13 protein-coding genes are annotated in these 14941 nt (G+C 47.4%); 2 read left to right on the forward strand and 11 right to left on the reverse strand.

Annotated features, from left to right (window positions below):
• Positions 1 to 336: 336 nt before the first annotated feature.
• The 8 genes from QMA41_RS10250 to QMA41_RS10285 form a co-directional block, all read right to left on the reverse strand.
• Positions 337 to 702, reverse strand: a complete 366-nt coding sequence (locus tag QMA41_RS10250; RefSeq protein WP_281629570.1) for a RidA family protein — start codon at positions 700 to 702, stop codon at positions 337 to 339.
• 13 nt (positions 703 to 715) lie between these two features.
• Complete coding sequence (locus QMA41_RS10255; RefSeq protein ID WP_281629571.1) at positions 716 to 1744, reverse strand: lactonase family protein; 1029 nt, start codon at positions 1742 to 1744, stop codon at positions 716 to 718.
• 77 nt (positions 1745 to 1821) lie between these two features.
• Positions 1822 to 4272, reverse strand: a complete 2451-nt coding sequence (locus QMA41_RS10260; RefSeq protein WP_281629572.1) for a beta-N-acetylhexosaminidase — start codon at positions 4270 to 4272, stop codon at positions 1822 to 1824.
• 49 nt (positions 4273 to 4321) lie between these two features.
• Positions 4322 to 4951, reverse strand: coding sequence for a bifunctional 4-hydroxy-2-oxoglutarate aldolase/2-dehydro-3-deoxy-phosphogluconate aldolase (locus tag QMA41_RS10265; protein ID WP_281629573.1), 630 nt, complete (start codon positions 4949 to 4951; stop codon positions 4322 to 4324).
• Positions 4952 to 4969: 18 nt separating this feature from the next.
• A complete protein-coding gene (locus QMA41_RS10270) occupies positions 4970 to 5914 on the reverse strand; it encodes a sugar kinase (protein WP_281629574.1) in 945 nt (314 codons plus the stop codon).
• A gap of 61 nt (positions 5915 to 5975) precedes the next feature.
• Entirely contained in the window at positions 5976 to 7493 is a 1518-nt protein-coding gene (locus QMA41_RS10275; protein WP_281629575.1) for a sodium:solute symporter family protein, read from the reverse strand.
• Positions 7494 to 7714: 221 nt separating this feature from the next.
• Entirely contained in the window at positions 7715 to 8107 is a 393-nt protein-coding gene (locus QMA41_RS10280) for a RidA family protein (protein WP_006961895.1), read from the reverse strand.
• 61 nt (positions 8108 to 8168) lie between these two features.
• Complete coding sequence (locus tag QMA41_RS10285) at positions 8169 to 9629, reverse strand: D-aminoacylase (protein WP_281629576.1); 1461 nt, start codon at positions 9627 to 9629, stop codon at positions 8169 to 8171.
• 151 nt (positions 9630 to 9780) lie between these two features.
• Here QMA41_RS10285 and QMA41_RS10290 point away from each other — a divergent pair, with 151 nt between their 5' ends.
• Positions 9781 to 11052: an amino acid deaminase gene (locus QMA41_RS10290; RefSeq protein ID WP_281629577.1), complete on the forward strand. Its 1272-nt coding sequence runs from the start codon at positions 9781 to 9783 to the stop codon at positions 11050 to 11052.
• Between the two features lie 77 nt (positions 11053 to 11129).
• Entirely contained in the window at positions 11130 to 11993 is an 864-nt protein-coding gene (locus tag QMA41_RS10295) for a MurR/RpiR family transcriptional regulator (RefSeq protein ID WP_006961898.1), read from the forward strand.
• 46 nt (positions 11994 to 12039) lie between these two features.
• On the opposite strand, the gene QMA41_RS10300 is transcribed toward QMA41_RS10295, so the two are convergent.
• From QMA41_RS10300 to QMA41_RS10310, 3 genes are all read right to left on the reverse strand, one after another.
• Positions 12040 to 12768: a transporter substrate-binding domain-containing protein gene (locus QMA41_RS10300; RefSeq protein ID WP_006961899.1), complete on the reverse strand. Its 729-nt coding sequence runs from the start codon at positions 12766 to 12768 to the stop codon at positions 12040 to 12042.
• A gap of 21 nt (positions 12769 to 12789) precedes the next feature.
• Entirely contained in the window at positions 12790 to 14325 is a 1536-nt protein-coding gene (locus tag QMA41_RS10305; RefSeq protein WP_029236049.1) for a methyl-accepting chemotaxis protein, read from the reverse strand.
• A 211-nt stretch (positions 14326 to 14536) separates the two neighbouring features.
• On the reverse strand, positions 14537 to 14905 hold the full coding sequence (locus tag QMA41_RS10310) for a VOC family protein (RefSeq protein WP_281629578.1): 369 nt from the start codon (positions 14903 to 14905) through the stop codon (positions 14537 to 14539).
• Between the last annotated feature and the right edge of the window lie 36 nt (positions 14906 to 14941).

The raw sequence follows: 14941 nt of genomic DNA on the forward strand, positions 1-14941 counted from the left end.
CGCCGTTGACGTGCCACATAAGAAAGCCATGAAAGATAAGGGATAGCTGCCGATTAGCAGTTCAATTGAGCAATAAGTCATTTGCTCACCTTTAACTGGCTAAACAGATCGATCTACATATAGATAAATGTGACATTTATCACATTAAGGAATTCACGTAGTTTTTGATGGGTATTCACAGCAAAAATCACCCGCAGCACCAATGCATTCATCAATGGAATCATTACGACCTTATCGACGCTATGATGAGCAAAGCGACTGCGCGCCAAGCAGAGAAGGTAAAAAAATCCCCATCATAGGACGGGGATTGGAGATGAAAATGAAGTGAGCGAAAAGCTACTGAAAGCGTTCTCCCGCCACAGCAACAAACGCCATTTCGACCAAGAGATTGGGATTCGCCAGTTCGACTTTTACACATGCACGGCTCGGTGCTGCTCCTGGCGGAAACCAGTTATCCCACTCTTGGTTTAACGCATCAAAATGAGAAAAATCAGTCACATATATGGTGACTGATAAGATGCGGGACTTATCACTGTCGACACTGCTGAGCATCTGCTCTGCCTGAGCGAAGATCTGTTGCACCTGACCTTGCATGTCAGCAGAAGTATCGCCCTCTGCGACTTCGACAAAATGCGCGATACCGTTAAATACGGTCACGTCGGACCAACGTTTGGTCGGGTTAATTCGGTGTACTTGTTTCATTTGATTCTCAATATTAGTGCTCAATCAGACAAACAGGCGCATCAATTTGGCACTGGTAATTTGCTGGGCTGAGGAGACCTGTTGATTGGCAACGTAGGTAACTAGCGAGATTATTAGAATGTTGATTGGCAACAATTAGCCAGTTGCCATCAGATGATAACGTAAAGTCTCGCGGAAATTGGCCCTGACAATCTTGCGCCGCTAACCACGAAGGTAACCCATCTACCAACTCGAAAATGCTAATCGCATTCTGCTGACGACAAGAAACGTAGATAAAGCGCTCATCACAAGACAGCTTGATCGCTGCGGCAGCCTCTCCTTTTGGCTGGCCGGGCAGTAAGTCACACTGGTCTACCATACGCCAGTGGCTACCTTCCTTAGTCAGCGTAATCAGCGTTTCCGCTAGCTCGCATACAACGTAAGCCATGTCTTCATCGCCATTCATCACCAGATGCCTAGGGCCACAGCCGGAGGGCAGTGAGATGGTTTGATGAAGTTGGAACTGGTCACTTTGTGTATCAATGTCATAGAGATGCAGCGAATCACTACCCAAATCGACCACAGCCAACTGAGGTGTGTGATTTAAAAACTGCACCTGATGAGCATGCGGCGATTGCTGACGCTCACTGTTCGCGCCTTTACCATCCACAAACAGGTCCGCGACGAGTTTGAGCGGCTTTCCATCGCCATCCAGCACGTAGACATTCACATTTCCGGAACCATAATTGGCCACCGCTACATATCGCTGCTGGCAATCCACATCAATATGACAAGGGTAGTCACCTTCAATGGCCAACACGCCAGAGCGAGCATCCGACTGAAACACCAAAGCAGCGCTGTCGGAGCGGGAAACTTCAGAAAATGTATAAAGGCCAGAGGAAGTATGAGTGAGGTAAGAGGGATTGCGTATCACCATGGCATCATCAAGTCGCGTCAGTTCCCCTGAAGAGGTGTTTAGACTCACTTGAGCAATACCCTGGCTCTGACTGGGATCGTCGGTATAGGTACCAACATAAAAATGTAAGTGATTACTTGCTTTCATTATTGACCAGATAAATAAAACATTAGACTCTTAATACATTGCCGCCAACATACGTCGACGGCAATGCCAAAAGTCAATTAGTTGGCCAGTTTGTGAAGTAACATCTCGGTCGGTTTAACAATCGCCACAATGGTTTCATCAAGAATAATGGCGTTATCATCGATGATGCGTTGATATTCAGCCACATCACTCACACGCAGTGTTTGTCCTTGCTTTGCTGCTTCTATCAAAGTCAGAGCTAACTCAGAAACTCGCACTGTCGCATCTGACACCACCACGGTATCCACTGATGCCACATTGGCAGCAAAAATCGGTTTTGCCTGCTGCGCCGCAAGCTTGGCAGTCTGGTAATGAAGCGCTAACTTATCCAGCGCAAGAGTGTCACCTTTAGCGAACGCTTCAACCAAATCGTTCATCTCGTACATCGTGAGGCTTTCCATCGGTAGCGCATCCGCAAAACGATTTAGACGCTCGTACTTGTTATACAAGTCACCTTTGTTTGGCGTGGAGATCCACTTCTCCCAATGACGTGCGTAGTACTGCGCGGGTTCGATGTAGTTCGACAACGTTTGCAACGGTGCAACATCAGCACCATTCGCCAGACGCTTGAGCATCATGTTGGCATCCGCGTGATGACGAAGGCCCAGCGAGATTTCAGACCAAGTATCCATCACTTTCATGCGCTGATACATGCTGCACTCATCGGTCAGCTCCTGACTAGACCAAAGACGCTCTGCAATCGCATAGCTACGAGGCCACAGTCGATGTTCGATGGTGGTTGAATCCAGATTCTCACCCCAGACGGTAATCTCACCACCTAAAATCAAATCCTTCTCATCACCTTCTAGTACTGCTGGATAACCACCGTTTGGAGCAGGAATCACGCTGCCTTTCACGTCGCTACTTGCCACTAGCTCACCCGTTGCAGGCCAGCGCACGTTACCAATCAACTGGTAGCTGCCCTCTTTAAGCTTGCCGCCTGCAAACTCATAGTTGAACTCGGTGTACGACATAAAGTTATCGAAGTGACCACGGAATTTCACACCCGGTACGTATTCAAGAATATGCACTTCCTGTCGTGATTTGCCGTTGTAGTCGGTAAAGGCTCTGAATGAACCGTCTGCCGCTTCAATAATGGTCAGGTTACCCTTACGCGGACCGCCCTTATTACGTGGTTTAACCCAGTCGTAGGTGGCAAACTTTTCACCTTGATGTAACTTGTCGTCAACGGTGATGCCGCTTGGCATTGGGTCATTGCGATAGTGGTAGCTGGTCGGTTGTGGTTGATCCAGATAGTAACCTGTCGAAAGCACACCCTGATAGCCCTGCTTCGCCGCGCGGCCAATGCTGTCGTGACCACGCCAGCTCTGGATGACAATCGATGTAGGCAGATCTTTATGCCAGATCTCATCCCAGCCCGTCATCTTCTTACCACGCTCTTCAAGCATCTTTTCAACTTTGGTGTTGAGGTAAGATTGCAGGCCACGCTCACCATCCAGCTCGTTATCAGTGATAAACTGCTGAATGCGTGGGTTTTCTTGCCACTGTTTATAATCCGGCTCATCACCACCGATGTGGAAATACTCGTCTGGGAACAGTTCAACCACTTCATCGAATACACTGGCCAACATCTTGTACAGCTCTGGGTTGGTTGGATCCATCAGCGGTTCAAACACACCCCAGCCACGTTGCTGCGGGTAGGATTGCTCACCAAGGCCAGACATAAGTTCAGGATAGGCATGCGCGACAGCAGAAGCATGACCCGGCAGGGAAATTTCAGGAATGACACGAATACCAAGGTTGCGCGCGTAATTCACCACATAACGGATTTCGTCTTTGGTGTAGTAATCACCGTCAGCCGTCTCTTGCCACAGTTTCTGGTAGTTATCGAGCTGAATACGAATTCCTTGGTCATCCCAAATGTGCCAGTGGAGTACGTTCATCTTCGCGGATGCCATTGCATCAAGTTGACGCAGAATCACATCTAACTCAATGAAATGACGCGCAGTGTCGTAAGAGACACCACGCCATTTGAAGCGCGGTTCATCCTCGATCTCCACATTCGGTACAAAGTAACCAGAGGCGTCTGTGGTCACCAGTTGTAGAAACGTCTCTAGACCATGCAAAGCGCCGTATGGGCGCTCGGAATCAATACGGATTTGGCCATCTTTGATCGACAGCTGATAAGACTCATCACTCTCAACGTTCTGTACTTCGTCTTTCGGTGCCTTACTGATATCGATCACTAAGGTAGCCTTGTCTTCCGATTCAGCTTGCCAGTGGAGCATTGGCAAACCCGTCTGACGATAGAGGCGATCCACCGTTCGTTTGGCGTTGAACTGAACACGTTCAGAATCATAGCCTTTGATGTAAATGCTGAAAGATTTGTCGATTGCGACCTTGCCCTCGCCCAATTCCACTGTTTGAGGATAAGGCATCAGATTAAGGTCTGTGTTTGGAGCCATAGCCATTGTCATAGGGGCCGCCATTAAACCAGAAATAACCAGTGCTAATGTAGCTTTCTTCATCCGTATTCACCCACTGTTTGCTTTTATTCGTTATTGTTTTCGATTCACATCACGCTACGTGCGCGACCGCTTCACGAACCAGTTGACCAATTTCTTCCCATTGTTCGTTCTCAATCAGCTTTGATGCGACCATCCAGGTGCCACCACAACAAACAACGCGATCGATCGCTAGGTAGTCGTTCACATTACCCTTTCCGATCCCACCTGTTGGCATCAGGCTGACATCCACATACGGCGCCAGTAACGACTTAACCATCGCGACACCGCCAGACGCTTCTGCTGGGAAGAACTTAAGGAAATTCAGACCAAGTTCTAACGCTTGCTCAACCTGACTCGGGCTGTTAACACCTGGTACGATTGGCATGCCAACTTCCTGACAGCGACGTACCGTATTAGGATTAAGACCCGGTGCTACGACAAATTCTGCCCCCGCTTGTTGCGCCTGTTCGATTTGCTCTGCATTCAGCACCGTGCCCGCGCCGATGCACATTTCAGGGTAAGCTTCGCGCATGGCTTTGATCGCATCTGCGGCCGCTTCTGTTCTGAAGGTTACTTCCGCCACTGGCAGGCCGTTTTCAACTAACACTTTGGCAAGCGGAATGGCTTGCTCAACGCTGTTGATTTGAATCACTGGGATTACTTTGAATTGTTTAAGTTTGTTGATCATTTCGATAGTCATGTTGCTTACCAAAAAATTTTATTGAGTCAGATGGGTCATCGCTTCGCGAGGAATGATGGCGCCAGAATATTGAATAACAGTCGCGGCCAGCTGATGACCTAAGGCCGCAGAGGCTTCGGGCGTTTGACCCGTTAACCGGCCTGCAAGATAGCCCGCGGCAAAAGAGTCGCCAGCGGCACAAGTATCGACGACATGAGCGACACGTTCAGCGCCGACCGTACAACGCTCAGGCTGCGCTGCATCAAAATGGATAATCTGGCAAGGCTCACTGCCTCGCTTGATCACCACTTCTCTGCAACCAAAACGCTGACAACGTTGCTCGACACTTTCTTCGTCGCCCCAGACACACTGATCGTCGTCTTCTGTGATGAAAGCAATATCAACCAATGGCAATAGCAGGCCATACCAATGCCTTGCCTGTTCCGCGTTCCACAGTTGAGGGCGGAAGTTGTTATCGAATATGACTTTGCCACCGCGCAGAGCAAAGCTCTTTAATTCCTGAATCAGGCGTTCTTTACTCTCGTCATCAAGAATGGCAAGGCTGATACCACTGAGATACACGTATTGCACCTCTCCCTGCATCATCGCCTGTTCAAGTTTGTTGGCAGGCTCAGTCGCGAAGTAACCTTTCACGGCAGCGCTATCGCGCCAATACATAAAGCTGCGTTCGCCCGTTGCATCAGTTTCCACCATGTACAGACCTGGCAATTTGTTCGCAAAGCACTCCACCAAATGGGTTTGAATGCCCTCTTGCTGCCAAGCCAATAACAGCTGCTGAGATAACTTGTCTTCACCCAGCCCGGTGGCGTACGAAACCGATAATCCAGCTTGCGCGGTTAAGCGCGCCAGATACAAAGCAGTATTGAGCGTATCGCCGCCAAACCCTTTGCGAAGAGGTTCGCCGCTCAGCTCAATCATGCACTCACCGAAAAAGGCGATATGGGGTTGAGAAACTTGTGTCATGAATACTCGACCTGTGAATTAGAGGCAGCAGTCAGAACAGACCGCCGCCGTTTAGAAAGGACTAGGCACTTTCCGCTGCTTTGCGGTTTTGTAGAGATTCGTCGTTTTGTAGTACGCCGTTTTCTGACAGTTCCATTTCCATCAGAGCGCGCTCGTCATCAAGAATCGCACGTGCCATTTCTGGAGATACCTTATTCGCTGGTGTCATCAGGCTAACAACCACACCAGCAAACAATGCAACTGCACAAGAAGGGATCACAGGGTTACCCCAGTAAGCGGTTAGGTCAGCGCTTAGCATCACAGTGAAAGACGCTACCGAAGCACCAATTAATGTTGCTAGTGCCCCCTGCCAGTTGTAACGCTTCCAGAAGCGACCCAACATACCGCACACAAACATGCCCGACATGACGGTAGAGATCATCTTAGTGATGTAGCCAATGATGTCGTTCGAGGTCAGGGCAAACAGCAGAGCGAAACCAATTACGATCACCAATGCCAGACGAGAGTAGTTCAGCATTGACTCTTTGTTTGGCACCCGACCCGTGAACATTACATAGACATCACGCAGCAGGATAGAGACACCCGCAATCGCGTCCGAACTTGCACTCGACATAGTCGCAGACAAACCCGCAATCAGAACAATCAGGCCAACACCAACAGGAAGCACAGTTGCTGCCACATAAGGGAAGGAGAAGTTCGGGTTATCCAGCGTCGGGTCAATCGCATGAGCGGCCATACCAATCACAGCTGGGATGATTGAGAAGAACAAGTACAGAATGCCTGAGCCGACGAATGAACGACGGATAGTCGACACATCTTTACCTGAGTAGATACGCTGACGGAACGATGGTGTTGCCAGTACGCCGACACCAATCACCACAGCCAGTGATAGCGCTGGCACCACGCCAAGCTTTTCTATCGCTAGGAAGCTGGTCGCTGCAGGGTCCATTGCTGAATACAGGTTCTCAAGACCACCAATGTGTTGTACAGACAGCACCGCCATCAGGATAAAGCCAACAAACAAAATGATTGCCTGAATGGTGTCGGTCCATACCACAGCGGTATAACCACCGATCACAACATAAATGGTAAAGGCAGCAGCAATGATGATCTTAGCGGTGTTAAGGTCAATATCCGCGATCCACGCTAGATACATACCGCCACCCAAGATGTGAGCGCCAAGCCAGCCGATTGAAGCGATGAAGATCAGCAGACCAACAACGTTCTTGACGATGCGATTTGCACCCACGTAATAAGCCAACTCTTCACTCATGGTCATGAAGTTCAGTTTACGCACTGGCGCAAACCAGAGTGCCAGTAACAAAATACCAATCGCACCACCGATACCATAGAGCGCACCCGCCCAGCCGTTAGCGTAACCAAAACCAACAGCCCCCATACTTGAGCCAGTACCCACCATAGTGGCAACGGTAGTACCTAATACTAAAAACAGAGGTAAGCCGCGTCCGCCTAACAAAAAGTCTTCACCTGATTTTTGGTTACGGGAAACAAACCATCCTAACCAAATCAGAAATACGACATATGCGCCGAAACCGGTAAGAAAAAGTGTGCTATTCATTGAACACCTCTCAATATCAAAGTCCATCTTTCAGAGTGATATAATTCCAGCAGTTTTTAATTAATAATAATAAATACAATTATTAACTTGTTATTTTATTTGCTTATTAAATGCAATTATTAGCACTGCGAATTAGAATTATATTTGTAGGGAGAGAGTGCCGAGAATATATTAACAGGGAACAAATATTTCCCGGCACTCTTAATAGAGTTTTGTGACGTTTATCGGCGGTCTTCGCGATAACAAGTCACATCTACTTCGACTTTCACATCTACCACCAAATCACACACCATACAGATGCGTGCTGGAGGATTTGCACCGAAGAACTCTTTAAATACTTTGTTAAAAGACTGGAAGTAACGCGAGTCCGTCAGCACGACCTTCACGTGTACAACGTCTTCTAGGCCATAACCCGCTTCTTCCATGATATCGACACAGTTCTGAATCGCTAGACGTGACTGGTCAACGATACCACCTTCAACCACTTCGCCATCAACCATAGGTGTCTGGCCTGAAACGTAAAGGAAACCGCCAGCTTCTGTTGCACGGGCAAATGGTAGATGTTGACCACCAGTACCGACTCCGCCTTCTACACCATATCGTTTAATTGACATAATATTCTCCAGTTTTAAATCTATTACTTCTGATTTATATATTTAGTTTGTTTTCAGGTATTTAATTTCTATAAATAAATACGCCATTTCTATTTTCAGTGACTTCGCCTTTTAAATAAGACAATTCACCATTAACAAATACCGATTCAATTCCTTCTGCCACTGAAATAGGATTTTCAAATGTAGCGGTATCTTTTATCGTGTCAGGGTTAAATAAAACCAAATCGGCAAATGCGCCTGGTTTTATTTCCCCGCGATTTTTTAGGTTATATCGGCGTGCCGACATGCCTGTCATTTTGTGGATCGCTTCCGCTAGCGAAAACAAAGCTTCTTCACGGCAATAATGGCCAAGAACTTTAGGGAACGTGCCCCACAACCTTGGGTGCGGGTGCGGATCGTTTGGCAAACCATCCGAACCGACCATAGTCAGCTTGTACTTAAGGACACGTTTAACATCCTCTTCATCCATGCAGTGATAAACCGCACCTGCTGGTTGAATCGCTTTAGCGGCTTCAAGTAACGGCAACGCCATTTCGTCAGCAATGTCTTTCAGCATTTTTCCCGCATGCTCGGGCTTGGCTTCAGACCAGGTAATAAAAATATCAATCTCATCAGTCACTTGTTTGAGATCCAGCGTGGAAGAGCTGGCGGAATACGGATAGCAGTCGCAAGACACATCTTGCTGCTGAGATACCTTGTCCATCAAATCCAGTACCTCAACAGTACGACCCCAGTTCCCAGCTCCGGCACACTTAAGGTGGGAGATAACCACTGGCACTTTAGCGTACTGACCTGTCTCGAACGCTTCTTCCATCGCACTGAGAATTTCTTCAAACTCAGTACGCATATGTGTGGTGTAAATACCGCCATGCTGACCGAGAATCTGAGCCAATCTCATCACTTCATCTGCAGTAGATTCTTTGGCGCTGGCATATGCCAGACCTGAGCTCAGACCGAGTGCACCTTCTGCCATTGCCTGATCTAACGCAGCACGCATCTGAGCAATTTCGCTATCGGTTGCGGTGCGCTGCAAATCATCCATCACGTTGTTACGTAATGTCGTATGACCAACCAAGGCAGCAACGTTGACCGCTGGGTGAGCATCTTGCACTGCCTTGGCATAAGTGGCGAAAGTCGGATACTGAAAGTCTTCTTGCTTACCCAACAAATTCATTGGGTCAGGTGGATCATCTGCCAACACGGTCGGGCTCGCACTAATACCACAATTGCCAACAATCACCGTCGTTACACCTTGGCTGATCTTTGGCAAGCAGTCCGGGTAGCGAATCACATTGGTATCATCATGAGTATGGACATCAATAAACCCCGGAGCCAGAGCAAGGCCTGAACCATCGACGAAACTGCGAGCCGTACTGCTATCGAGCTGACCGACTTGTTCAATTCGATCCTGACGAATAGCCACATCGGCAATAAATGGCTTGGCGCCCGTACCGTCAAAGACTTCTACACTTTTGATAATGGTATCGAACAACTTTTCACTCTCTTCGTCCGTCGTTTTCATAACCTCCATATTAATAATTCACACACTAGAATCAGTGACAAAACACACAAACAATCTCAATTTGTTTGATAGTTTCTAACATTTAATTTATTCTTGACAACATCAAACATTAAATATCAATAACTTAAGTCATGTTAGAAGTGAGCTCCCCATGATAACGGATAATCAAAAGTGTGATAAAAACTATCAAAAACAAGAAATGGTAACGCCAGGTTACGGCGAAAAAGCCCAGCCCGTCGCCTGCAATGACGACGGTTTACACAGTTTGGTCAACGAAGAGATCACTCTGCCTGCAGCAGTGATCAAAGCCTCTTCACTGCAAAATAATATCGATTGGATGAAAGACTTTGCATTGCAGCACGGAGTCAAGTTGTGCCCACATGGGAAAACCACCATGACACCGGATTTCTTCTCTCAGCAGCTCAACAATGGTGCTTGGGGCATTACCGTGGCGACACCGGCTCAAGCAGAAATCGCCGTTGCAGCGGGCGCGAAGAATGTCATCATGGCCAATCAATTGGTGGGTAAAGCCAACATGGCCGTGATCGTTAGCTTGCTACAAAACAACGATGTCAACTTCTACTGCTGTGTGGACTCCACGCGTAATGTGCTGGCACTAGAAGCCTTCTTTTCAGAGCATCAGCAACCACTCAATGTGCTGATTGAATTTGGCGTAGAAGGAGGCCGATGTGGCTGTCGCAGTGAGCAGCAAGTTGCCGAGCTCGCTCAGTTGATTCACCAACAGTCACATCTTTCCCTGCGTGGTATTGAAGTCTATGAAGGCGTGATTCACGGCGACAATGCTGAGCAGGACATTCGAGATTTTCTCGGCCACACCCTTAATCTCACCAAGCAATTACAACAAGATCATCTAATCGATGGTAAACCTCTGGTCACTGGCGCAGGCTCCGCTTGGTATGACGTGGTATCCGAGTGCTTTTCCCACCTTAAAGAGTTTGATGCCGTGATTCGCCCAGGCTGCTACGTCATCCACGACACCGGTATCTACCTCGATGCTCAAAACAAAGTCATGCAACGCGCCCAAACCAATCAAGGCATGGCCTGCGAGCTGGGTGGTGATCTCGAGTCAGCGCTTGAAGTGTGGGCGTATGTTATTTCCCGACCTGAGCCAACCAAACTGGTGGCAGGCATTGGCAAACGGGATGTCGCTTTTGATGCTGGTTTACCGATTCCTGAACGTGCCTATCGTGATAGACAAGCAATTTCGGTTTCAGGCGCGGTAACGACGGCGGTCATGGATCAGCATGCCTTTATCGAAGTCGATGCCAGCAGTGAACTGGACGTGGGTGATGTGATTGCCTTTTCTACTTCTCATCCATGTCTGACGTTCGACAAATGGCGTGCTATCGCGGTGTGTGATGATGAGTTCAACGTGACACATTGGGTCAACACACGCTTTTAACCCTATTTCAGGTATACTGTGGCACAAATCAAATGGCGGCTAACAGACTCGCCGCCATCATTGAACAGGAAGACGTTTTGAGCTTAGAAGTCGATATTATTTCTCGAATTACAGAACGATTTAGCGCCCTTCGTGACGCTGAAAAAAAAGTCGCCAAACTGATTATGGATGATATCCAGAGCGCAGCTAATGCCAGCATTACAGAATTGGCAGAAAATGCACAAGTCAGTGAAGCGACCATTACCCGCTTTGCCAAAGCAGTGGGCTGCAAAAACGTTCGTGATATGAAGATCAAGTTGGCTCAGACTCTGACCGTCGGACAACGGTTTATTCTTGAGCCGCCGGATCAAAGTGGTTATCAGGGTATTTACGAGTCGATCAAGCAATCACTGGACGTCAACCGCAACCTAATCAATGAGCAGGATATCGACACTGCGGTTGGCTGGCTGCACAACGCACGCCAAGTGATTACCATTGGTATGGGCGGCGGCTCTACGATTGCGTCGCAGGAGATGCAGCACAGGCTGTTCCGGTTAGGCTACCCTGTAGTTGCTTACAATGACGGCCTGCTATCACGTATGATTGCCGCCACCGCAGATAATAACGATGTGTTGGTTATGCTCTCAGCAACAGGCTACACGCCAACCATTATTGAAACGGCAGAACTGGCCAAAGAATATGGCGTCAAAGTCATTGCGATTACACCCGCTGACTCGCCACTGTCCGAGATTGCCGATCTGACGCTCCCTATTGAGCACAAAGAAACTGACTTTATCTACAAACCTTCAGCATCACGCTACGCCATGCTGGCACTGGTTGATGTGATTTCTATGGCTTTGGCTGTCAATCATAAACGCCGCTCACGAGACAAACTGCGCCGCCTAAAACTGGCGCTTGATTCTTATCGTGGTGGCCTTGATAGACAACCACTGGGTGACTAAAACAAAAAAACCTCAGCAAATGCTGAGGTTTTTTGTTCGCGAAGCGCTATTTGATCCCATACTTCGCCAGAATCTTATCAAACGTGCCGTTAGACTTAATTTCCGCCAACCCCTTATTGAAGGCATCTATGTACTCCGCATTGTTTGGGTTAGCCAAACCTGATGTAACATGCAGCGGGTTCACAGAAAGGGCGTTACTGGTAAACTCAAAATCATCGAGATTCATACCTGCACCTGACAAAGTCGACTTCGCGACGAGTTCGTCTTCCAATGTCAGATCGATTCGTTTCGCCATCAATTTTTTAGCATTCGCCACTAAATCATTCGCTTCTGGTTTTTTGAAGTTAGAAGCGCCAAGAAAATCATCGCCATAGCCGTAGTTACGAATGATACCAACGGTTTTGCCAGATAAACTGTCCATTCCGTTGTACTCGAATCCGTCACCTTTTCGCTTAATGAATTTCAATGAGTTCTCTAGATAAGGCTCGCTGTAATTCAGATAAGACGTTCTCTCGTTCGTGAACCATGTGGCAACTAACACATCGACACGGCCACCTTTCACTTCATTCAATGCGCGCGTCCAAGGCATGATCTTAAAGTCCACGTCATGACCTTGAGATTTGAAGGCTTCAGTAATAATTTCAACTGACACCCCGGGATTGGCACTATCTTTTTGCACAAAAGGTGCCCAAGGGTCCTGTGCAGCCGTAATCGTGGCAGTATAACCAGTGATTGAAAATAGGGCCGTGAAAGCCAGTAGTACGAAATTTCTCATAACATATCCTCTATGAATTACCTAAGTGCGGAATTTCGCCATATGACTGGCGATACTCTGGCTTAAGCCCAGCACTTCTTGTGTCCTTTGTGCATTTTGTGTCGCACCTGAAGACACTTCGTTGGTTGCTTCCGATGCTTCTACTATCGCTTGACTGATTTCCTCAACTGCCATCCTTTGCTCATCCGTTGCCTGAGAAATTTGGCCACTGCGGTCTGAAATAATGGTGATTAAGGACTGCACCTCTCCGACTGAAGCTTGAGATTCACTGACGCGCGATGCCGTCGCCTCTAACAGGGTCGCAATACGGGTAAGTTCATCTTCAACGGATTTGGTTGCTACTCCGAGCGCGGTGATATTTTTCTGAATCTGCTCTGTCGACTCGCTGGTCTTCACAGCAAGGTTACGCACTTCATCGGCCACGACTGCGAAACCTCTACCTTGCTCACCTGCTCGAGCAGCCTCAATAGCGGCATTGAGCGCCAGTAGGTTGGTTTGCTCTGAAATATCATTAATCACGTTCAGTACAGTGGTGATTTTCTCGCCTTCTTCAATCAATATGTGCATCTCTGCATTCACGTGATTCATCTCTTCACGCATATTGATGATATCGTTCGCAGAACTTTCAATGGCATCATTAACGCTCGATGCCAGACCTGTGGCGGTTTGAGCCTGATCGGCCGTTTCTGAGGCAGTATCAGCCACCGTTGATACCGATTGATTCAGCTCGGTAGCGGCAGCTGCCACTGTGGTGAGCTGCTGCTTTTGGGATTCTAGTTTCTCAGCATTGGTTCGCGCTGTTGCGCCATTCGCCTGTGCTTTCTCACCCAAAGCTTCAGAGGATTGATTTACGTCCTGAACAATGACTCTTAACGACTCGGTAAAGCTATTGATGCCGTTAGTGATTTCGTCGAACTCTCGATATTTCGCAGGAGCAAGTTTGTTGGTTAAATCGCCATCTCCTGAAGCTAAATCTTTTATAACATCAGTCAGTTCAGAAATCGGCCTTAGTACCGTAATCGACAACACAACGATAATGACGATAGAAATGATGATGTCGAGAACGATTAACTCAATGATATTCGTCCGCAATGAGTCTGCCAGCTTGGCATCCATCGCATGAGTATCAAAATAAACGACTACTTTACCGACCTTGTTTTCTTCACCATAATCGACAAACGTCAGCTCTGTACTCATGCTGTTTTCAGCTAGATAGGCGTCTTTGTTTGTCACATCAACCAGTTGTTTCTCGTCCCCTTCCCCAGTCTGAGTCAAGAACAATAATTCACTTTCCTGCGCGTCAATTAACTGAATCGCGGATATTTCAGCTAGATCGAGTTCAGCAGCCATAGCAACCTTGGCTGTGTCTAAATCAAAATCCCAAACGGCTTTGGGCAAACTGATCGACATCCTCTGACTGGTGTTTTGCACGTTAACCAACAGCTCTTGATGCAAATTATCTTTAAAATTCTGATACTTAATAAATGCTGAGACCAGTAATACCAGCGTCAATGCCACAATTACTTGGGCCAAAAATACTACCTTTAATCTTTTCAAAACTTGCCCCTTCTGATTTTCGGCAGTTATCTAAAAAAGTAGTAAGTGATTAATCAATTATCAAATTGAAATAAAAATGAGACAAACATCACACCAAAGTGAGTTTATAGCACTCCACCTTATAAAAAGTGTGGAATTAGGAAGGAAGCGATGAGGAGCCTGATTATGCCTAGACTTACACGTCAATTATGGAGTTCATATGATGGGTAACTTATGGGTAGACACTGACTTCAATCAGGTTACTATCCGGGTCGAGAAAATAGACCGAGCTAATAGCTCCAGTCGCACCCGATTTTTCGACTGGCCCCTCAACAACCCTAATGTTTTGCTGCTGTAAGTGAGTAATCACATCTTCCAGTGACCAGTTTGTGATTAAGCACAGGTCACCTGAACCGACCTGAGCATGATTACGGGGTTCTTGGCCTAAGAGCTGAAGATTGATTTTCTGATTACCGAACCTCAATGCTTTACGACCACCAGCAAAAGTTACCTCTTCCATTTTTAATACACGACGATAAAACTCAACCGAAGCTTTAATATCCGAAACGGTAAGAACAATGTGATCAATATGGCTAATCATGAAACCCTCCTTATCTAGTTGTACCCTAACCTAATA

The sequence above is a fragment of the Vibrio sp. St2 genome, assembly GCF_947311885.1.
In the GTDB taxonomy this organism is placed as follows: Bacteria; Pseudomonadota; Gammaproteobacteria; order Enterobacterales; family Vibrionaceae; genus Vibrio; species Vibrio coralliilyticus.